Origin of the sequence: Arthrobacter sp. 2RAF6 (assembly GCF_052115205.1) — a bacterium.
GTDB lineage: Bacteria > Actinomycetota > Actinomycetes > Actinomycetales > Micrococcaceae > Arthrobacter.
This window is the reverse complement of the sequence record NZ_JBFRGF010000044.1, coordinates 19581-41338: the sequence shown is the minus strand read 5'-3', so window position 1 is coordinate 41338 and position 21758 is coordinate 19581. Positions and strand designations below refer to the sequence as shown.

The window sequence follows — 21758 nt, the reverse complement described above, 5'->3', positions numbered from 1 at the left end:
TGTGCTTCTTCATGTACTGGTGTGCCGGGTGCTCGGGGTTCGGGGCCTCGGCTTCGAGGGCGAGGAGGAGGCGGACGGTGGTCTCCTCCGTGAGGACCAGACGCGCCGCCCCGGCAGGGTCCCAGTCGCCGGAGACCAGCTCGCTAGCCATGGACTCGGCTGTCATGCGTGAGCCGATTTCCTCGTCGGCGAGCTCCATGGCCGCGACGAGGACGTGGTCGCGGGAAGGGAAGTGGTACATGAGTGCGGTCTCGCTCATGCCCGCCGTCGCTGCGACCTCTGCGGTGGTCAGGGCCTTGTGCCCCTTCTCTTGGATGATGTCCAGGGCGGCCCGGGCGACGGCCGCACGCCGTTCGGCCGTCTTGGCGTAACGCCCTCGCGTCTTCGTCTGCTCCATGTGATCCACGTTACGCGAATTTTGAATAGACCACAATATATGTGACCAAACTAGGTGAATCCAATCGGACCAACGCCGGATTCACGATTAAAAAGATGGTCTTCCTCCATTTTGATCGTTTACTGCGTCGGGGCGCCGGTAAACCTCGAATGGCCGGCAGACCTTGTGGGTCCCGAGGTGCTGTCGGGACCCACAGGTTGATTAGGCAGACGTCGGTATTGTCTGTGTCCGTTTCAAGAAAGGTGCCGGCCCTTCATTTGATGGCGCCGGCTCCGATCCCCTTCACGATGTGTCGTTGCGCCAGGAGGTAGAACACGATGACGGGCACGATCGAAATCGCGGTCGCCGCGAGAAGGATCTGCTGTTGCGGTGTCTCCGCCGAATTGAAGCTCGTCAGCCCCCGCTGGATCGGCATGAGCGAGTTGTCGTCGAAGATAACAAGAGCCATGAGGTACTCGTTCCACGCGGCTAGTCCTTGGATCACCGCGACCGCAGCCAGACCGGGCTTCGCCAGGGGAAGGATGACGCTTGCGAAGATCCTCAAGGATGACGCTCCGTCGAGGGCTGCAGCCTCCTCGAGATCCTTGGGTTGGCTGGCGAAGAAGCTGCGCATGATGAGAGTCGCCATGGGGATCCCCGATGTGATGAGGATAAGCACGTAGCCGACCCTGCTGTTGGACAGTCCCAGAGCGACCAGAAGACGGTACTGCGCAAGGAACATGGCGGGCGCCGGGATGATCATCACGGCGAGGATCAAGAACGTGAAGATGTTCTTGCCCCAGAACTCGAGCCTTGCAAGCGCGTACCCTGCCATGCTCGAGATCACGAGGATTCCGAAGACCGCGGTCAGCGTGTACGTCACGCTGTTTAGCAGGTACGTCCCCAGGTCGCCCTGGACCCACGCCGTGACGTAGTTGCCCCATTGAGGGGCGCCGGGAAGGAGGCTCTTTCCTGACAACAGCTCGTCGAGGGACTGAAGCGAGCCCGACACCATCCAGAGGAGAGGGAAGAGCGCGATGAGCGCCGCGACGACGAGCAGACCGTACAAGCCGACCCGGTCTGCCCGAATAGGATGCCTGCGACGTGTCTGGGGCTGAGGGTCAGGGGCAACGGGGCGTCGCGAACCCGTCTCATTCCGTTGGATCTGCTTGGAAGACATCACCATCTCCGTTCAACTTCCGTGATCGTCTTCATGCTCGAGACCGCCGCGCCGAGATACCGAGCTGGATGAGGGACAGCACGACGAGGGCTCCTCCGAACAACACCGACATTGCGGCCGCGCTCCCGTAACGGTGGTTGGTGAAGGCCTCGGCGTAGATCTGTAGGGTAGGCACCATCGTGTGATAGCCGGGGCCGCCGTTCGTGAGCACCTGGACGGTACCGAAGACCTGCAGGGCGGCCAGGAGAGTGAGCAGGCTGACGATGGTGGTAACCGGCGCGAGTTGAGGCCAGGTTATGTAGCGGAATTTTGCCCACCCGCGTGCGCCGTCCAACTCGGCCGCCTCGTACAGCTCCGCCGGGATGTCCTGCAACCCCGCAAGAAAGAGGAGGAAACCGAATCCCCAATGGAACCAGATGAACACAGCGACAACGGACGGCAGTGCCACGGCGGGATCGCCGAGCCAGTTCTGCTGAAGCCCGCCAAGGCCGGCCATCTCGAGCAAGCGGTTCAAGACACCGGTCCGCGGTTCGAACAACGATGAGAAGATCAGGCCGACGACGACGACCGAGAGCACCCCCGGCAGGTAGAACACTGTGCGGAAGACCGACCGCAACCGCCTCGCGCTGTTGACCGCCAGTGCCATTGCTATCGCGACCCCGTTGCCGACGAAAAAGCCGACGACGCCAAAGACCGCCACGTTTGTCATCGACGCCCAGAACGCTTCGTCCTTGAAGACGAACTCGTAGTTCTGCAGCCCCACGAAAGGAGTGTCCGGGCTGACACCATCCCAGGACTGGAAGCTCAGAAGGATGGCCTGCGCGAATGGCGTGATCGTGAAGACGCCGATCACGACAATCGCCGGAGCCAGGAACAGCAGCCCCACGAGATTCCGGCGGAGAACCCGCCTGCTTTGCGGCGCCCGGATGGAACGCCGCAAAGCAGGCTGAATCAGCTGGGACATCGTCAGCCTTTGTTCTGCGCGGTCTGGATGTCATCGAGGACCTGATCCACCGTGAGCTCTCCGAGCACCAGGCTCTGGGCATCGCGGACGATCGTTGTGTTGACATTCGAGGTGGGAGTGTTCGGCAGAACCTGCATGTCCTTGACGCCCGCTCCGAATCCGGCGAGCTGCGGGGGCAGCCCGCCGTTGGCCAGGAGAGCCGGGTTGGTCGGCATAATACGGCCCACCTCTGCGAAGACCTTCTGCTGCTGGGGCGCGGTCAGCCACTTGACGAAATCGAGCGCCTCTTTCGGATGCTTGCCCTTCGGGTTGACGACGGCGCCCTTACCGGGAATACCCGGAGACCGCGGGGCTAGCTTGCCGTCAGCAGCAGGCGGCAGCCCGAGGGAGAAATAGCTGTTGTAATCAGGGGCGGTGCGCAGACCCACCGAGACGCCGGGTGAGGCGTCGAACACAGCCCCGACGTCGTGCTTGCTGAAGAACGACGTCTCGACCGTGGGATTGTCATTCTGACCGCCAGGGAGGGCACCGTTCGCAATCACACCGGCCTTCTTCAGATCGACGAGGAGCTGGAACGCCTTGCGCCACCCATCTGACTTCCAGCTTGTCTTTCCATCGAAGGTCGCGGAGATCTCTTGGTCCGTCAACCAGTTGGACGCGAATCCCTGGATCAGCTGCGGCGTCAGGGATGCGGCCACCGAGAATGTGCCGTGGCCGTCTTTGCTCGCGGAGGCGAGCTTGGTGACGAGCTCTTCGCTCGTCTTCGGCAGCGCGTTCGGATCGATTCCCGTCGCTTTGGGGTCTACGAGCAAGCCGTAGGTCTGGGTCTCCCAGTGCGCGGTGTAGATGCCGGCTGGAACCCCGAGGTTGTTGCCGTTCGCGAAGGTCGACATCTTGATGACCGCAGGGGTGAAGTTCTTGCCCCAATCGCCCTGGAGCTCGGGTGCAAGGTTCATCGCCCATCCAGCCTTGTAGAACGGGGCCATGTCGGTTGCGTTGAAGGACGAGTAGATGTCAGGCATCGAGTTCGACTGTGCCTTGGCCTGAAGCTTAGGCAGGTAGTCGGTTGGACCGGGCGAGTCGACGGTGATCTTGATGCCCGTCTCCTTCGTGTACTGCTGCGCGAGCTGATTGAGTGCCGCTTCCTGCCCGCGCGACTGGTTCAGGAAAGTCAGCTCGATCTGACCGCTGGAACTGGAGCCATTGCCGGTCGAGCATCCCTGAAGCATAAGAGACGTGGCGACCGTGAGGGCTCCGAGCGCCAAGGCTACGGAGCGGCGGCCAATGGAGCGGGGTGTGGGATTCGTGATGCTATTTCTACGCATGATTCTCACCTTTGAAAGGACGTAGTGGAATGTGATGGATCGGATGCCGCTATAACGGCGTTTGACTCAAGGCGTTGGGCTTCATCAGCTCCGGTGGGGCCGGACCGCCTGAATGTCGCACTCTGGCACCGGAAAATTTGGAACGGATCACGTCCTCACCCCCGATTCCGTGATGTTGAAGCCAAGCAGGGTCGGCTCTGTGCTCATACAACTACCTGCTTCATCGGGCTCGAACCGGGCGAACCGGGTGGGACGACTGCTGCGACCTCCTGTGGCGCGAGAACCCGCCCGGATGCCGGTTCTCCACTGTGCAGATCGGTCCCGTCGATTGCGAGGGTGACCGGTTCGTCACCGTGGTTGATGACGAAGGTCAGCCCGCCGCGGCGCACTGTCTCGACCCAACCCGCCGTCGTCCCGTCGTGCACGGGCGTGATGGCAATGCCGGCTTCGGCGAGCATTGTCTGGACAAGCGCTGCGACTGCGTCCGGTTCCAACCGTGTAGCGAGATACCAGGCGGCGCCTTTCCCGGTGCCTCGTCGTGTCAGAGCGGGCAGCCCGTCGAGAGCTCCGCCTACAAAGGTCGCCTTCACCTCGGCGTCGCGGACCCGCACAACCTCAGCCCACTCAACGCCGGTGGCACGGCCACCGGGCAGCAGTTCGCCGAGCAGCTCGATGGTCGGCGCGATCGTTGCCTCCGGTCTGACAGGCACGAACCCGGGACGCGCCCACGCTCCGGCGAGCGGTGCGAACTCCTCGATCCAGAGGCCGAGGGTCTCCTGTAGTCCGCCTAAATAGCCGTTGAGCCGCACCCGCAACGACTCGTCGACGATCGCCGACTGTGCGGTCACGAGCACCGTTGACCCGGCATAGGCAGCGGCATCGAGCGCGGCAAGCTGGGCCTCGGTTGCCACGAACATGTTAGGCGCGACGACGAGAGAATATCCGGTGAGGTCCTCGTCACCGTGGACAAAATCGACCACCGCACCGGCCCGGGTCAGGGCAGCATGCCACGGCGCGATGAGTGCCAGGTACGTGGAGTGCACCGGCAGTCCGCGCTGTTCGATGGCCCACCAGCTGTGCCAGTCGAGAACAGTCGCGGCATGGGCCGGTACCGGCTCGCCCATCACTTGTCCAAGCCCGCGCAGTTCCCGGCCGAGCTGCTTGACCTCGCGCCAGACGCGGGTATCGGTGCCGGAATGCGGCAGCATCCCGGAATGGAACTTCTCGGCGCCGGCCGCCGACTGCCGCCACTGGAAGAACAGGATCCCATCCGCACCGCGTGCAAGCGCCTGATAGGAGAGTGCGCGCATCTGGCCAGCCGCCTTCGGCGCGTTTTGCGGACGCGTGTTGACGGCGCTGGTGGCCTGTTCCATCAGTAGCCATGGGCGGCCGCGCCCGAGCGAGCGCATAAGGTCGCGTGCCATCGAGGCCTTGAGCGCCGCGTCCGGATCGGCCGGGTCGGGGTAGAGGTCATCCGATATGACGTCGACGTGCGGCGCCCATGTCCAGTAGTCGATACCGCGGAACAGTCCCATGAAATTCGTGGTCACGGGCACATCTGGGGTCACCTCGCGCAGGATGGCTTTCTCGGCCAGAAAGCATGCGAGCAGCTCGTCGGAGCTGAAGCGGTCGAAGTCGAGCAACTGGGTGGGGTTGCCGTAGGCCGGGGTCACTCGCGGCGGCATCACCTCATCGAAGCTTGCGTAGCGCTGCGACCAGAACGCCGTGCTCCAGGCTTGATTCAGCCCGTCGATGTCGCCGTACCGCCACTCGAGCCATCTACGGAAAGCGGACGCTGACTCGTCACAATAGCAGCGCGAGACGTGGCAGCCGTATTCGTTGTTGATGTGCCATAGTGCGAGGGCGGGGTGGTCGCCGTAGCGCGCCGCAAGTGCACGCACCAGACGACCTGCAGCCGCCCGGTAAGCCGGCGAACTCGGGCAATACGCCTGCCGTGATCCCGGCGATAGCCGGACTCCTTCCGCGGTCACCGGCAGCGATTCGGGGTAGGAGTGCGAGAGCCACGGAGGCGGCGAGGCCGTCGCCGTTGCGAGGTCCACCCGCACGCCGCCGAGGTGCAGCTCTTCGAGCACGCGGTCGAGCCAGCCGAAGTCGTACTGGCCCTCACGCGGTTCAAGCATCGCCCACGAAAAGACACCGACGGTAGCGAGGTTGACTCCGGCGCTCTTCATGAGCCGCACGTCTTCACCCCACATCTCTTCCGGCCACTGCTCGGGGTTGTAGTCGCCGCCGTACCACGGCGTGGAGGAGAACGCGGAACGCATGAATGCCTTTCGGGAAGGAGGGTGGGTAATGGAGGGGCGGCGGCGGCGCCGCCGGGTTCTACCGATCAGGCAGAGGAGACGGGGGTGTCGACCATGCGGCGCTGTGTGCCGAAGCCTTCGGCCGTTAGGCTCCACCCCGCCGGAAGTTCAGCTCCGCCTTCGACAGCCGCGACGAGGTGGGCGATCGCGGCGAGCAGACCCCCGTTCGCGGGGAGGTAGAGCGTTAAAAAGCCGGGCATCTGCGGGTTGTGGCCGTTGGCGAGGAACTGGTTCTTCGACGACGGCAGAAGCACCGCTTCCAACGCCCTTTCGACATCACCCAGACGCGCGGCGGTCATGGCCATGACCGGGTAGTCCCAGCCCCAGCTGCTCTGCAGGTCCCAATTGCTCCATACGGCATCGAGGGTTGCTCCCATGATGCCGGCGTCGATGATTTCGGTGTCAGGCAACCAGCCCAACGCCATGAGCATCGAGGGGTGGTCCTTGCGCAACAGATAGGGTGGCGTCGCGAGCGCTGCGTAGGTGCCGTCCGGAAGTAATGCCGGGCGGTGCATCCGGCGCCCGACCCGCTCCCAGTCCTCGCGGATCGGCAATCCGAGCCGCTGGCGCCACTCATTTGCGACCCGGAGGGCCCACGACCAGTAGGCGAGCTCAAAGGTCGGGTCAGTGTTGGTGGCACGGTCGACGAGGTAGCTCTCCTGTGCCGGGATGAGCGGTGGCGGAAGCACGAAGCTGCCGTCTCGCTCCTGCGCGAAGTCGGCCATGAAGTCTGCGGTGGCCTCGATCAGCGGGTAATGCCCTTCGAGGAACGTCGCTGGACGGCCCTCGCTGTACAGCAGTTCGAGGAGGTAAATCAGGTGCGGCTGCTGCCAAATAAGGAATACGCCGATATGGCTCGGTGACTCTTGCGCGGAGTTGTCGGTCTGCTTCGGCCAGCGTGCGCCTTTGTATCCTTGACGCCGGGCGGTGTCCCGCGCCGCCGGTAGGGCATCGTGGTACCAGCCGAGGCTGCGTTCGAGCAGGGCCCCGCGTCCCCAAAGCGGGAAGTGTGCGGCGTGCCACCAGTGCATTTCGAGGTGGAACTTGCCGTTCCAGGTGTTGTAGGTCAAGCCGGTCTCTGCCGGGGGGGTCGAGCCGGCGCTGTTTACCGCGGTGAGGTATTGCGAGAGAACGGTGCGCCGCTCAAGCTCCTTGGCACGGTCGTCGCTGCTGCCCTCGAAACTGACTACGGCGCCGCTGCCCCAGTAGTCCTCCCACCACGCTGCGGAAGCGTCATGCACGGAAGAGAACGTTGCGGGTATCCTGGAGGACGTCGCGGGGGATGGGTCCTCCTCATGGAGGGTGACGACCACCTCGAGTTCGGCCTCATCTGTGACCGCCGTGACCCTTGTGGCGCCATCGTGGGAGCTCAGCCGCCCGGTTGTGTCGATCTGGACCATGTAGGTCGTTGACTCGACACTGCGGCGGCCGCGCCAACATCCAGAGGTGGACTTCTCCCAGCTCACGTCCTCGGCGAGTGGTAGTTCAAACGGGGCGAGGTCGTCTCGCTGCGGGTCGAAGACCCACGACACGGCGAGCCCGCGGCCGAGCAGCGGAGAGCTTACGCGTACCGCGAAACGGTGGGCCGTGGGATGGGCGACCGTCGTCACGACGACGGGGGCGCCGTCGAGCTGGTACTCGGAGTGTACGGTGCCCGACCACAGGTCGAGCTCGGAGCGCGCGTCGAGCAGCTGGTTTGGATGCTCGATCAACGGGCCGTCTTTCGTCGCGTCGAGTGCGAGGCGCCCGAGATGCATCCGCCTCGGGTTGTAGGCAAACCAAGCACCTGGCGCGAGCTCGTCCGGGATCGGATCGGCCGCGCGCTGGAGTCCCATGCGGTCGAGGTACGGCACCGGCCCGCGCATGGTCTGGTACTCGGTCGCCGCTTCGTCGAGGCCGTATTCTCGCTCGGCGCGGGTGCGGTACCAGCCCCAACTGGACTGTGTGCGCAACGGGATCTGGAAGTCATCGCGGTCGAAGGGTCGCTGCCGCTGCTCGGGAAGGCCTGTGCTGCCATCGGCGACCACGCGTAGCGGATCCGGCCTTAGCTCGTGGAACGACGGGAAGGTTTGCAGACCCGAGAGGTCCACCGTCATCGCGATGTCGCCGTTGCCCACCGTGAGGGTGTCGACAGGATGCGGTGCGGTCAGCACAGGGTTGTGCCGACGGATCAGTCGGCGCCGATCCACCGTCACTTGAGTGCTCCCGCCGCGGGGAACGTGTTTCGGGGGATTGAGAGAGGACCGGCCACCGGCCGGTCGAGGGGCGTGCTTTGGGTGGGCATCCTTGCCTCCTGCGCCAGAACCAGGCGCGAATTCTGAGTCGACTATAATTTTGTTAGGGATAGCGTAGCCTTAACTATTGAAACGACTCAACCCCCAATTTTGAACGGAGCTGCGATGGCAGAGAAACGTGGCACCTATGCAAAGTCGAACAAGCGTCGGCAAGCCCTGAGCGAGGCGACCCTCAAACTCGTTCAGGCGAAGGGGCACCGCAGCGTCACCGTCGCCGAGGTCGCCGAGCTGGCAGGGACGAGCGAGCCGACGGTGTTCTACCACTTCCCCACCAAGGAGAGCCTGCTCATATCGGCGCTAAAACAGTTCGATGACGAGAACATCCGCGGCGCTGGTGCCGAAGCCGGCGCGATAGGCGACATGGGCCGTCGCGCGGAACTGGGTGTGCGTCGCCAGCACATCCCGTTGCTCTACGCCGAAATGGCAGGGGCCGCCGTCGACCGCGAGCATCCGGCGAACGCGTATTTCCAAGAGCGCCTGGCCCGATCGCTGAAGGTCATCTCGACTGACATCCGCCGGCTCCAAGCCGACGGCGCCGTGCCGAGGGACATTGACGCGGAGGTCGCCGCGAGAATCCTCCTGGCTGCTTGGGAGGGATTGCAGTTCCAGTGGCAGCACGGACCCGAATTCGACATCCGACTCCACCTGGAATGCCACATCCGGGCGGTCCTTGGTCCGGACGCACTCATTGAGCAGACCGCCCCCGGCTTCGAATGAGGCCGCCACGCGTTGCGCCTGCCGATCGCCGGACCTTGGCGTTGAAGGCGAGGTGCCGACCCAGTTCCCCTCATCGATCAACTTGCGGACGTCGGGCCCACCCGAAGGGAATTCGATCGGGCCGCAGGATTGGGGGAATGTGGTCGTATCCGTCCGCGGCAAGGACCTGCGCGTGACACTCCGACTACCCATGCCGGACCATTTGGCGTGTGAAACGCCCAATGTGTTCACTTCGGCGGTGCTGGCCCCGGTGATGTCGGATGACCTCGACTTGACCCTCGGCGCACGCGTGCCGAGCTCTGCCGGAGCTATGCTTCTGACGCCAGCGATAGCGCCCGCTATGGCAATCAAAAATTTAGGTCATGGCGTGCGGTTCGACTGTTCAATCGCTCCATTTCTGACCTGATGGCGCGCAGGCCCTTTTCAAGGGCCTTTAGATCATGCAACTCGAGTTGGGCGAATGTCCGCACCGAATTCCGGGTGGGCGGCTATGAGGCGACGCAGCATTGGGCGGCACTTGGGTGTGGCGTTCACTCTTCGGACCTATCCGTCTTCGGCGTCTTCGGAACGGGCCGCCGCGCCTTGGGTGACAAGTCCGTCCAGGAGGCCTGACATGGACGCCATGCACTCGCCGAACGACCGGGACAGCCCCGTCCTGTTACCCGTCTTCAGTCGTTGCCAGGACCGTCAGCACTTTGACCTGCTGGATCGTCAGCCCGATCGCGCGCAAGGGGACCACGGCCCCAAGACGCGGAACCGGATGTGTGCGAAGTTCACCGGGTTGGCGTCCTTAAGCGGGCCGAGGTGGAAGAGATTCGGAAAGCCGTGGCTGTAGAAACCGTGCAAGCCTGTCTGGGGCATGCTACGTTATGCGGCTCGTGGTATCGCATGATCATCCGGTTCAGCAAACAGATTCATGTAATTCGCCGGGTTCCGGTGCAGCTGCACCTAGTCACCGTGGACTTCGTCGGCGAGGGTCGGGACGTTCGAGGTCGGCACGAAACGAAAAATTCCCCCGGCAATACTGCTCGGGGGAAGTCGTAGTCACTGTCGGGGGCAATTCTTAAGCCAATGCAGCAATCATGAGACCTCGATCGCAACGGCTACCACCGATCTGATGACAAACGCAAACGGCTCCGGGGAAATCGGCGAGCTGCCGCTGCTGGTGAGCCCACAGATGCCTCCTTCACCTTTAAGAGCGCTAAAGCTAGGTGACGTCATGTCGCTGCTCTCCGTCCCCTCCATGAAGTCGTGAGCCCACACAGCTCATTCCTCTGGAAAACGACGGACGGAGCACTCGATGTTGCTGGCAGCAGTGGATCCCGGGATCACCCCGAATCCTAACTTCCCCTTTCTTGCCTCGTTGAAGGAGATCGGGGGCGGCATCCTCGTCGGTGCCTTCATTGTCATCGCTATCGTCGCGATTGTCGGAGCGGCGATGCTTCTGGCCGGCAAGTTGAGTCAGTCGTCGCGGTTGGCGTCCGGGGGCGGCATGATCTTGCTCTGGACTGGCCCTGTGGCTGCGATCCTGGGCGGGATCAACGGCTACATTCTCTGGTCCCAATCGGCATTCCCGCTCGGATTCTAGGTCCGATCTGTTATGCCGGTTCAGTGTGATCTGGATGGGTGGTGGCCGCCCGGGTGCGGGCTCGTCTCCCAGGCGAACGATGGTTTCCTCGGGGCTGTCACGGCCCTTTTTGCGAATATTCTCCAGAACATCGCGTCCTGGATTTGGTCATTTATCACGGGGGCATTCAGCGTCTCGAACGTTGATGACTCGCAGTGGATCGCCGTTCAGGGGCTGACGAATTGGTGGGTGGTCGTCATGATGACGCCGCTCGTCGTGGCTATGATCCTTCAGCTTCTATCGGGCCTGATCAGCCAACAGCCCCGCCGCTTGGTGAGGGCGCTTGTAGGCGGTGCAGCCGCCATTCCCATGGTGGCCGGAGCAGTTTTCCTAGCTCGCCAGCTCACTCACATCGGCGACTCCGCGTCGCAATCAATCCTCGACTCAATGGGGACGGATCCCTACGTGGTGTTCATGCGGCTCTTCGGCTTCGAGCGGGCACCCGCGGGATCCGGCCGGGATTGGAACGTTGTGTCCTTGGCTCCCGGCTCTAGCAGTGGGGCGGCCGGGGCAGTGATCGTCACGGCGATGGCCGTCATTGTTGTCTGGATTTTGGCCTTCATCCTCATGTGCTCGATGATCTTCCGGTCCTTCGCGCTCATCGTGCTTGCCGCCGTCGCCCCGGTCGCCCTCATGCTCATGCCGTGGGAGAAAACGAAATCCTGGGCACGACGGTGGTGCGAGATCGTCGTCGCACTGCTGCTCGCCAAGCCCCTGGCCGCGACCGTTCTGGCGGCCGCCATCAAGCTCTTCGCCGAGTCGAAGTCGTTCGCCGGACTGGCTGCCGGCGTAGTCGGAATGACACTGGCGTGCGGCGCTCCTCTGATGGCCTTACGGCTTGTCGGTTTCGCCGGCGGGGAACTGGCGGCGGCTGCCCAAACTGCCGGCGGCGGCCACATCCTTTCGCGCAGCTCCAGCTTCACCGCCAGACAGATCAGCCGACAGACCGGTGGTCGATTCACGCTCGCTGGCATGGCTGCCCGCTCGTCGATAACTCGCCCGATCCCATCGAGTCGCCCCCAATTTCCGACGACCGCGTTGCCGCCCAGAGTGCCACTTCCGGGAACGCCGAGCGGCACGGCTGCGTCGCGAACTTCCGTCGGAAGCGCCCCTACCTTGATGCTCGACGTCGACGCGTCATCTCCCGATCCAGCCTCGCCTCTGGCGCGGGGCACCAGTGCGTCACCGGCGACGTCTGGGGCGCAGGCCCATGGATCAACTCACGGCATCATCGACGATCGGCCGGGGCCTTCGGCGTCACGTCCTTCGTCTGTTCCTAATGCCTCTCCATCACTAGCGCCGTCGGTGCCACCACCTGTTCGACCAAAAACGATCGGGCAGCCCCCGAAGGACGGTGATTCTCGTGTCTGAGAATTCGCGAACCCTCGAGGCCGTCAAGTTTCCTCGTTACGAACGTCGCGGCTTGTTCATGGGCTTGAAGTGGTATCAGTTGCTCCTGCTGGGGTGCGGCGTCCTTGTGGCGAGTGTAGCGTCAGCCGCTAACGGGCCGGTCGGACTATTCGCGTCGGGACCGATGTGGCTCGGGCTGATGCTGCTCGGATTGCTGCAGTACTCACGGATTCCATACCCGGTATGGGCCAGTCACGCCGTCGTGTATTTCTATCGATCGGTCATCAACCAGACTCGGTTTTTCGTCAGGCCCGAGCGGGCTGTCCTTGCGGGCCGCCTGGCCCTCCCGGGCGGCATGGGAAACCTCGAGCTGCGTCGAACCTCTCGGGGCGAGTCCTTCATCATTGACGCCCGGGGCAACGAGGCCATCGCGGTACTGCGGTGCAGTACAAGGTCTTTTGCGCTCTTGGACACGGACGACAAGGCCTGGGCAGTGCAGGCCTGGTCCCGTGTTCAGGCAGGTATGGCCCAGCGCAGCACCGTCGCGAGAATTGCCGTCCAGGACTACACGGTTCCGTATCCGTCGCAGGCTCTGCGTGACTTCTACGAACACGCAGTACCGCATCGAATTGGAGACACGAGAGAACTCACCTGGGGCGAGCGTTCGTATGAGGATCTGATTTCTGCAGCTGGGTCGGCGATGAGCCATGATCTGCTTTTGACCCTTGTTGTGGACACGGCCAAGGCCCGACGGCGGATCAGGGAGTCCGGCGGGGGAGCGGTGGGCGTTGAACGTGTGCTCCGCCTGGAGGTGGAGGCCATGATCACCGCACTCGGAACACACAACGTCAAGGTCGAGGAGTGGCTCCCCGAGGGCGAAATCCTTAACGTCTTACGCGGTGCTTTCGACCCGGCCGCAGTTGCCGCTCCTGTTCGGCCCCCGGCGCAATTTGGCGCGCACCCCGACCCCGAAAGTGATTCGGATTCCAAACTGCCGTCGGGGCCTATGGCTGTCGAGGAGCACTGGACCTATGTGCGCACTGACTCCGGTTTTCATCAAACGTTCTGGGTCGCTGAGTGGCCGCGGCAAAAGGTCTTTCCGGGCTTTCTGCATCCGCTGATCTACGTAGGAGATTTCCGCCATACGGTGACTGAAGTGATCCGGGCAGTGCCCACAACTGAGGCACTGCGGGATATCCGTTCTGCCCAGGAGGCCCATGAAACCCGGCGGCGAATCAACACAAGATTCGACAGGCCCCTCACGCGTGAGCAAAAGGCAGAAGAAGAGGAAGTGGCCCAGCGCGAGGAAGAGATCGTCGCTGGCCACGGTGACGTGCGGCCCGCGGCGTACGTCACGATCACGGCAGCCACGCTTGAGGATCTGGCGAGACACAGGCAGGAGCTTGAATCGGCGGCGGCAGGTGCCTTTGTTGAATTGCGGCTGCTGGCGGGGCAGCAGTGGGCGGCATTCGTCGCCGGTGCCCTTCCGTTCGGTAGGGGGCTGCGATGAAGCGGACCATCCAAAATGTTCAATACCTGCCGTCGGGTGGCAACCGCCGGCAGAGGAAGGAACGACGCCGGCACAAGGTAGCGGGGGAGAGCGGACTGGGGGTGTCGGCGCTGCGCAGCTTCGGAGAGAGGCTCGACGACCGGCTGGACGGGGGCGAACACCGTGGTGATTGGGGGAGTAGGGAACCAAACTCTTTGCGTGGTCCGCATCGGCTGCGTCCAGCACCGCACCGCGCTTCCACGCTGACGTTTGCGGCGGCCTATCCGTTCATCACGGAATCGGGCTTGGGCCATGAGGGAACGTACATCGGCACGGACGTCTTCGGGTCTGGAGCTTTTTCCTACGATCCGTGGATTCTCTATGACAAGGGTGTCATCAGTGGCCCGTCGATCGTTGTCATCGGCACCGTGGGCACTGGCAAGTCCATGTGCGGAAAATCGTTGGTGGCCCGTTCGATCACGCTGGGGCGGAAGGCGGCCGTGGCGTCAGACCCCAAGGGCGAATGGGTGGCCGTGGCCAAAGCTGTTGGGGGCAAAGTCATTTCTGTTGGCCCCGGCCGCTCAGCCCGTGTGAACCCCCTCGACGCGGGTCCGCGTTCCAGCGCGCTGAGTGAGGCGCAGTGGCAGGCCGTGGTGCGCCAACGCCGTCGCTACCTGCTCGTGGCGTTAGTGTCCCTCATGCGGCAGGGGATGCCGCTCCGGCCCGTCGAGCATACGGCGCTGGATATGGCGCTGATGGAGACTGTAGCGCAGAACTCGAACCCGACACTGCCCATGGTGCTGGATCATCTGTTGAATCCGTCGAGGGAAACGATTGGTCTCGTGGGCAGGGACGGCGGAACGGCTGTCAGCCACTCGCTGCGACGAACGGTGTCAGGCGACTTGGAGGGCATGTTTGATGCTCCTTCCACTGTCGCCTTCGACGCCGATGCGCCCATGATGGTGATGGATACCTCCGCCCTGATCGGCTCTTCTGAGCAGGCCCTGTCACTCGCCGCAGCGTGCGGGGCGACCTGGCTGGAAGCGGCGGTCACCAATCCCGACGGCGGCAAGCGGCTAGTGGTCTACGACGAGGGTTGGCGGATGCTTGCCGATCCCTACATGCTGGCCAAAATGAGCGAGCAGTGGCGACTCGCCCGCACTTACGGGATCGCGAACCTGCTCATCATGCACAAGGTCGCCGATCTCAACGAGATCGGCGACAGCACCAGCGGGCACCGCCAGAAAGCCCTTGGGCTCCTCACGGAGGCCGACACACGGATCATTTACCGCCAGAAGCACGACGCTATGCGCCTGACCAAAGAAGCCCTCGGCCTGACGGAAGCCGAATGCGACCACGTGGAAAACCTCCCCAAGGGCGTAGGACTCTGGAAAGTCGGAAACCGCTCCTTCATCGTTGCCAACCGCGTCACCACGGACGAGCTTGAAGTCTTCGGCACCGACGACCGGATGATCTGATGTTCACCCACCCACGAGCAGGAAACACCAGCCCCCTCATCACCGCCGGACTCGTCACGCTCTCTGGCTTCGTGGGCCTTTCCTTCTTGGTTCAGGGAGCGGCGCGCCTCGTCGTCACGTGGCGGTGCGGCACCACGCCGCCGTCGCCCCCAAACCCGGCCGCCGCCGTCGGACTCTTCACCGGTCGGATCGATTGGATTGTGCGCCGCGATCCCGGCTGCGAGGTCAGCACGGGCGATGTGTGGTGGTTGGTCGCCCCGGTACTGGTCGCGGTTGCTGGGCTCGCGGTGTGCGGGATCTGGGCGTGGCGCAGGTGGACGCAGTCAGGGGCTTGGCTGCGGCAGGAGATCCTGAATCGCGATGGCATCGCGCGCCGCTCGGAGATCCTGCACGATTTCGGTGCCCGAGCTGTCCGTAGGCGCGGGAAGTTCACCCGTCCCGGGCTAAGCGACCCGAGTATTCAGGACGTTTCCTGGACGCTCGGCCGGTCGCGCGGAGTCACGATCCACGTCTCGACCGAAGAATCCATGGTCATCCAGGGCGCGCCCCGTTCGGGCAAGGGACTCTACGTGGTGATCAATGCCATTCTGGATGCGCCCGGCGCCGTGGTGACGACATCTACCCGGGCGGACAACCTCGTCGTGACGATGAAGGCCCGCGCCGCGGGGGACAGGCCCGTGATCGTGTTTGATCCGCAGGGAATGTCCGGGCTGGCGTCGACGCTGCGCTGGTCTCCGGTACGTGGCTGCCAGGATCCGGATATCGCGACGCGCCGGGCCCTGGTCATCACGGCTGATACGGAGATGAAAGGCGAAAACGCGGCATGGCAGAAGCGCTCCTTGATTGTCCTGCAGTGCCTTCTTCACGCTGCTGAGTTGTCCGGGGAGGGGGTCCGTGCCTTTCGGCGTTGGTCCTCGAACCCGGTGCTGGCCCGTGAAGCCCTGGAGGTTCTCAGCCGCCCCGGGGCTGCACTGGGGTGGCAGGCCGACCTGATGGGAATCCTCGAAGACGACCCCAGGAACACCTCCAACTCATGGATTGGCGTCTCGGCAGCCGTCGCGCCGCTGTCCTCGCCAAAAGTGTTGGCTGCGCTGGACCCCCAGGACGAGTCGGAGGAATTTGATCCGAAGAGTTTCATCCGTGATCGCGGCACGCTCTATCTGATCGGCACACGAGCAGGAGCCGCCGCGGCAGGCCCGTATCTTTCCGCGTTGATTGACGACATCGACTATGCTGCCCGGGAAATGGCATTCGTCTCGCCGGGTGGTCGGCTCGACCCGCCCTTGTCTTTGATCCTGGACGAAATCGCCAACCTCGCCCCGTGGCCCGGCTTGCCCATCGCTCTGTCGGACGGTGGCGGCATCGGCATCTCGACCCTTGTCGTGCTCCAGTCGCTCTCCCAGGCCCGGACCGGATGGTCCATCGACGAAGCAGCAACGATCTGGGACTCGGCCATCATCAAGGTGATCTTCGGCGGCGGCTCCGACGAACGCGACCTCCGCTCGCTCGCCGGACTGCTCGGGGAGCGGAGCCTCACGTTGACCACCCGTTCGTGGTCCTCACAAGGACGCCAGGACGGCGAGCAGATCCGCGAGAGCCCCGTCATCGCACTCGATGAGATCCGCCGTTTGCCGGTCGGCACGGCCCTCATGCTCGGCCGGCGGACCAGACCGATCCTGTTGGACCTGCGCGAATGGCACAAGCGCAAGGACGCAGCCGAGCTCGGACGCTCCAAGGCAGAGACCGAACGAGCCTTGACCGAAGGCCACAGACAACGCCAACAGACAGCCGAAGGAACCAGCGATGGGGAACTATGACGACGTCGAACACTTCGACATCCCGTCAGCCGGAGCGGACGACGACGAACTGACAGCCGAACTCTTCCGCTCAGCCTTCCGCGCCACAGGCGGATCCCCCGGAACGACCCACCGCTGGCGGGACATGGGCCCGCAGCAGGCCGAAAGCGTCTGGGCTGCGCTCGCAGCCTGGGTGAGGTGGCTGGTCGCCACCTATCAGCTGACGACGTCGGTTGTGCCGGACTGCTGGTGGAAGCACCAAGAGATCGTCGCCGAGCTCTACGCCCTGCAGCGGGCAGAGCAGGTCTCCTACGCCACCGACGATGCCGGCTTCGGCCCCCTCGCGTTTCACGAGAGGCTGCCACACGCTGTCGAACGCCTCCGGAACCACACCCGGACGGCCGGCTGTGTCGGGCTGCAAACGCACAAAGAACCAGCCCCGAGGCTCCTCGCGGTTGAGGAACCGGAGTTCCTGGAGTGGCAGACCGCTCACCATCAACCTGGTGTTGAGCTCTGACGTCATGCCGTGAGCCCGGCAGGGGGACATGAACGGATATCCGCGTTTGCGGATTTCAAGAGGCATGGAGGTGGCCGTTGTGGCTTCCAGAGGTGAGAGCGCTCCGCGTTCAAAGTGGCCAGACACCGATGCGGCCGAACCCGCTACGTCGCGCCTGACACCGGAAGAACGCATCGCGGCACTCACGGACGGTCTCCACACAATCCTGGAAAAGGCCGTCGAATCGCCGTCGCACTGGCAGGTGCTGTTGGACGCTTCGGCCACTCTTTGGCGATACTCTGGCGGCAACGTTGCCCTGCTCATGATGCAGATGGCCCAGCGCGGCACCGAGGAGCCGACGCTCGTGGCCGGGTTCAGGGAATGGGAACGCCACGGGCGTTCAGTTCTGAAAGGCGAACACGCACTGTGGGTGATCGCCCCGCGCACGGCACGCATGCAGGAGTTCACGCTACCCGACGGGACCCGACAGCGGATCCGCGTAGGCGAGAAGCCTCCCACGGGCGCCGCCGATGAGGGGAAAAAGACCGTCATAACAGGCTGGCGCGGGCAAGCCGTCTTTGATGTCTCGCAGACTCAAGGGACTCCGCTGCTGGTGCCGCGGGACGTGGCTCGGCCCGGCGTCGTCGCCTCGGAGCTCTTTGACTCGCTGGCGGAGGTCGCACACAAGCATGGCTTCGAGGTCCACGTCGATGACGCCCAGTACGGGCTGACCAGCGGTTACACGGATTTCGCCGAGCACCGCGTCCAGGTGGGGGAGTGGCTGAGTCCCGAGGAACGCACCGCGGTGCTCGCGCACGAGCTCGGACACGTCCTGCTGCACGGCCCGGACGACGCTGTCGGGCGGCTTTACGGCAGCAGCGCGGACCACCGCGGGCTGGCCGAAGTCGAAGCGGAATCGGTCGCCTACACAGTTCTGCGGGCGCACGGGATTGACCGCGGATCCCAGTCGGCGTCGTACCTGGTCGGATGGGCAGACGCCGTGATCGAGACAGAGACCGGTGCGTCGGGGTGGGATGCGGGCAGCAGAATGCCTGCCTCTCGTGTGGATATCGCGAAGTCCGTGCTCGGACGAGTCACGGCTGCGACGAGGGGGATCCTTGACGTCACTCATCCACCTGGGTTCGGTGGCAAGGTCCCCGCCGTCGAAGCAGGTCCTCGCCTGACTGAGCCGGTGTCCTACTCGGGCGTTGGGCTGCCTAGGCCATCGTTAGACGGACCTTCGATCGCGGGCCCTGGACTTTGACTCCAGCTAATTGTCCGGCGGGAGAGACCCGTCGGCGTCGGAAAGGACAAAACTATGAGCACCAAAATCCCGATCAGCATCGCCGGCAACCTCGTCGCCAACCCGGAGCTCACCTACGGTGACTCCGGAGTGGCCCACGCCAAGCTGCGCGTCGCTGTTAACCAGCGAATCCAGGGACCCGATGGGACCTGGCAGGACGGTGAACCCGTCTTCCACAATGTCTCGGCCTTCCGCGCGCTCGCAGAGAACGCATCGAACTCACTGAAGAAAGGCGACCCCGTTACTGTCGCGGGAGAACTTGAATTCCGTTCCTACGAGAAGGACGGCGAGAAACGAGAAGCCCGCCGCATCGTCGCCGACACCATCGGACCGGACCTGCGCTTCGGTACCGCCGCCTACCAGCGCTCGGCACACACGGCGGTTTCTGGGCCGGAGGCTGGCATTCAGGTTGGCCCTGAGGTCTCGGCAGACGCGGAGGCCGCCTCGCCGGTGTACAACATTGCGACGAAGAGCCCGGTTGTGGTGCCCCCTTTCGGGGCAGCGGCGGGAAATGAGATGAGCTATTAGCACAGGCAACTCGTCTGGATGGGTGATGGGACCGGGCACGGGAATAAACTTTGCTGCTTTTTGAGGGCCGAGCAATGTGTCCGGTCTCAGCATTGCTGAGTCCTGACGTGGGAATTGACAGGTTGAATCTGACGAAGAATGGTCGTTGCCGTCTCAACGAAGGTCTCAGTTCCGTAAGATCCGCCGGCCAGACTGAGGCCAGTGGGCCGCTGGTGCATGACCACCGGCACCCAACGCGGAACGTAGTAATTCCAAGCGAATTACAAAATTGTAATTCAAATACTAGAATCCCCGGTAGCGCTCACCGCAGCGCCGGCTGACGGCGCGGGGCTGCGCCGTCTGATATTTGAATGGGGATCTTGTCTTGTCGAATCACATACCACCGGGAAAGTGCCGGTTCCGGCTGCCCGTGTCCACGATTGTCGTGGGCATCCTCCTGCTCCTCTTCCTTGTTCCCGCCGCCTTCGGGTCCGGGATCGGCGGAGTCCTGATCATGGCCGGAATTTTCTCTTTCCTGACAGGTCTCTATGTCGTCGCGACAGGCCGGCGTTCCTGGGCGATGGTGCCCGGAGGCCGCAAAGCCGGGGCTATCGTCCTGACCGGTGCACTCGTGCTCCTCATTACCGGCGGCGCCCTTACCCCGGCGAAGCCGAACGACGGCCTTCAGGCGTCTCCGACCAGCGCCGACAGCCAGAAACTCGCGGGAACGGCAGCTTCCCCGAGTTCCAGCCAGACCCCTACCCCGACGGTAACGGAGACAGGAACACCGCTGGATCCGGACAGCGTGACCGAGCTGTCCAGGACGGCCAGCTACACGGCGCCCAAATCCCAGCCGGGCTATGCCACTAAAGCCGTAGATCTGCTGGCTACCCTGCCGGTGAAGGGCCGGGCACCGATGACCGGGTATGACAGGGACCAGTTCGGGCAGGCCTGGGCCGACGTCGACCACAACGGCTGCGACACCCGCAACGACATGCTCAATCGCGACCTGACACAGGCCACCTACACCAACAGTGTCCACTGCAAGGTCCAAAGCGGCACTTTGACCGACCCGTACACGGCGAAAACCATCGGCTTCGTCCGCGGCGCCACGACCAGCAGCGCCGTGCAGATCGACCACGTCGTCGCTCTTGGCGATGCCTGGCAGACCGGCGCCCAGCAATTGAGGCTGGAACAGCGCACCGCCTTCGCCAACGACCCGCTGAACCTCCAGTCCGTCGACGGGCCCACCAACACGCAGAAGGGCGACGGCGACGCCGCCACCTGGCTGCCGCCGAACAAGAGCTTCCGCTGCGATTACGTCGCCCGACAGATCTCCGTCAAGGCCACCTACAACCTCTGGGTCACCGAAGCCGAACACGACGCCATGGCACGCGTCCTGGGTGACTGCCCGAACGAGACAGCCCCCACCAACCAGAAGCCGCCGGCAACACCCGAACCCACACCGGCCGCCCCGGTCGCCACGGCCCAGGACGCTGCACCTGCACCGGAAGCGCCGGCCCCGGTAGTTCCTGCGGCACCAGTGCCCGCAGCGCCCGCGGCCCCTGCCCCTGCTCCGGCTCCGGTTCCGGTTCCTGGCGGGGGTGCGACCGCACTGTGCAACGACGGCACGCTGTCCTTCTCCGCGAACCACAGCGGAACGTGCTCGCACCACGGCGGCGTGGCCATCTGGTACAAGTAACGTCCCATGTCGGCTATGGCTGGAACGCCTGACGCCGTTTGCGCAACTGCCAGCGGCGTCGGGCGCCACCATGCGTCGTCGTGAGTGGGGCGGATCCTGGACGCCGTCACGCCTCGGCGGACACGGGCTTCGGAAATGGCGGCAAAGGGTGGACAGGATCAAGGGGACTCTAATTAGGAGCGCGAAGAGCCAGCCGACCCGGCGAGAAGCTTTCCGATCAATTCAGCTGGGCGCAAAAGGGATTCGGGCTACTTGAAGCTCATCGATTTACCTCCGGGTCCGATATCCGGTCTTGAGAGAGTTTCGCTATTGGGGGCCCAGGCAAGGAAATTCGAAGCCTGTACATAGTACAGGGCCGGCCATGGCGAACCAGGCCTGACCTGGGCTGGATCCGGTGATATCAACAGAACGGACCCTGCCCAGATGGGTTCTGCCAGGGCTTCGAGCCATGCACTCTGAACGTGACCGAAGCGGTTCCAATTGATTGTGATCCACGAGCCGGTGGGTTCCAGGGCGTCGACGCTGAGTACTGTGATTTCTGCGGTCGTGCCGTGTGTTCGCTTCGCATCCTCGAGGTGACGCCATTTTGCGCTGGCTTCCAGAAGCCACGCACGACGGCGACTGGACCGTATCATCCACACTCTGCCGACGATGACGGCGGAGCTGAGTACAGCAGCCCAGCCAAGCACATAGGCCGGATCAAGTTGCCAACCGACCGCCAAGCTTCCAAGAAGGTATGCTGCGCAGAGTGCCACCACCGCGCTGGCGAGAATCAGAGCGGGCGTCGCGACCTTCGGCTTGATGACTGGGTTCGAGATCATGGCATGCCT

General features: G+C 63.8%; 17 protein-coding genes. 10 read left to right on the top strand and 7 right to left on the bottom strand.

The features are described 5' to 3' along the window. From AB4Z38_RS22235 to AB4Z38_RS22210, 6 genes are all read right to left on the bottom strand, one after another. A partial coding sequence (locus AB4Z38_RS22235) for a TetR family transcriptional regulator (RefSeq protein ID WP_441431711.1) occupies positions 1–397 on the bottom strand: 397 nt, incomplete at its 3' end. 253 nt (positions 398–650) lie between these two features. Beyond that, a complete protein-coding gene (locus AB4Z38_RS22230; RefSeq protein WP_441431710.1) occupies positions 651–1556 on the bottom strand; it encodes a carbohydrate ABC transporter permease in 906 nt (301 codons plus the stop codon). Positions 1557–1587: 31 nt separating this feature from the next. Further along, positions 1588–2520 (bottom strand): carbohydrate ABC transporter permease, encoded by a 933-nt coding sequence (locus AB4Z38_RS22225; protein WP_441431709.1) that lies wholly within the window; start codon positions 2518–2520, stop codon positions 1588–1590. 2 nt (positions 2521–2522) lie between these two features. Continuing rightward, positions 2523–3845, bottom strand: a complete 1323-nt coding sequence (locus AB4Z38_RS22220; RefSeq protein WP_441431708.1) for an ABC transporter substrate-binding protein — start codon at positions 3843–3845, stop codon at positions 2523–2525. Positions 3846–4048: 203 nt separating this feature from the next. Continuing rightward, positions 4049–6130, bottom strand: coding sequence for a beta-galactosidase (locus AB4Z38_RS22215; RefSeq protein ID WP_441431707.1), 2082 nt, complete (start codon positions 6128–6130; stop codon positions 4049–4051). Positions 6131–6195: 65 nt separating this feature from the next. Continuing rightward, on the bottom strand, positions 6196–8364 hold the full coding sequence (locus tag AB4Z38_RS22210) for a hypothetical protein (protein WP_441431706.1): 2169 nt from the start codon (positions 8362–8364) through the stop codon (positions 6196–6198). A 204-nt stretch (positions 8365–8568) separates the two neighbouring features. Between AB4Z38_RS22210 and AB4Z38_RS22205 the strand changes: the two genes are divergently transcribed. The 10 genes from AB4Z38_RS22205 (at position 8569) to AB4Z38_RS22160 (ending at position 20928) form a co-directional block, all read left to right on the top strand. Beyond that, on the top strand, positions 8569–9180 hold the full coding sequence (locus tag AB4Z38_RS22205) for a TetR/AcrR family transcriptional regulator (protein WP_441431705.1): 612 nt from the start codon (positions 8569–8571) through the stop codon (positions 9178–9180). A gap of 1300 nt (positions 9181–10480) precedes the next feature. Further along, complete coding sequence (locus AB4Z38_RS22200) at positions 10481–10768, top strand: hypothetical protein (RefSeq protein ID WP_078108165.1); 288 nt, start codon at positions 10481–10483, stop codon at positions 10766–10768. A gap of 12 nt (positions 10769–10780) precedes the next feature. Beyond that, positions 10781–12178, top strand: coding sequence for a type IV secretion system protein (locus AB4Z38_RS22195; RefSeq protein ID WP_441431704.1), 1398 nt, complete (start codon positions 10781–10783; stop codon positions 12176–12178). Beyond that, positions 12171–13667, top strand: a complete 1497-nt coding sequence (locus AB4Z38_RS22190) for an SCO6880 family protein (protein ID WP_441431703.1) — start codon at positions 12171–12173, stop codon at positions 13665–13667. The genes AB4Z38_RS22195 and AB4Z38_RS22190 overlap by 8 nt, the downstream gene beginning before the upstream one ends. Continuing rightward, positions 13664–15124 (top strand): ATP-binding protein, encoded by a 1461-nt coding sequence (locus AB4Z38_RS22185; RefSeq protein WP_441431702.1) that lies wholly within the window; start codon positions 13664–13666, stop codon positions 15122–15124. The genes AB4Z38_RS22190 and AB4Z38_RS22185 overlap by 4 nt, the downstream gene beginning before the upstream one ends. Continuing rightward, the gene (locus AB4Z38_RS22180) at positions 15124–16941 is read left to right on the top strand and encodes a type IV secretory system conjugative DNA transfer family protein (RefSeq protein ID WP_441431701.1); all 1818 of its coding nucleotides are present in this window, start codon (positions 15124–15126) and stop codon (positions 16939–16941) included. The genes AB4Z38_RS22185 and AB4Z38_RS22180 overlap by 1 nt, the downstream gene beginning before the upstream one ends. Beyond that, positions 16928–17437: a hypothetical protein gene (locus AB4Z38_RS22175; RefSeq protein WP_441431700.1), complete on the top strand. Its 510-nt coding sequence runs from the start codon at positions 16928–16930 to the stop codon at positions 17435–17437. The genes AB4Z38_RS22180 and AB4Z38_RS22175 overlap by 14 nt, the downstream gene beginning before the upstream one ends. A gap of 79 nt (positions 17438–17516) precedes the next feature. Further along, positions 17517–18680: an ArdC-like ssDNA-binding domain-containing protein gene (locus tag AB4Z38_RS22170; protein WP_441431699.1), complete on the top strand. Its 1164-nt coding sequence runs from the start codon at positions 17517–17519 to the stop codon at positions 18678–18680. A 54-nt stretch (positions 18681–18734) separates the two neighbouring features. Then, positions 18735–19247 (top strand): single-stranded DNA-binding protein, encoded by a 513-nt coding sequence (locus tag AB4Z38_RS22165; protein ID WP_441431698.1) that lies wholly within the window; start codon positions 18735–18737, stop codon positions 19245–19247. Positions 19248–19611: 364 nt separating this feature from the next. Continuing rightward, positions 19612–20928: a GmrSD restriction endonuclease domain-containing protein gene (locus AB4Z38_RS22160; RefSeq protein ID WP_441431697.1), complete on the top strand. Its 1317-nt coding sequence runs from the start codon at positions 19612–19614 to the stop codon at positions 20926–20928. A 248-nt stretch (positions 20929–21176) separates the two neighbouring features. Here AB4Z38_RS22160 and AB4Z38_RS22155 read toward each other — a convergent pair whose 3' ends face one another. Further along, a complete protein-coding gene (locus tag AB4Z38_RS22155; protein WP_441431696.1) occupies positions 21177–21749 on the bottom strand; it encodes a hypothetical protein in 573 nt (190 codons plus the stop codon). Positions 21750–21758: the final 9 nt, after the last annotated feature.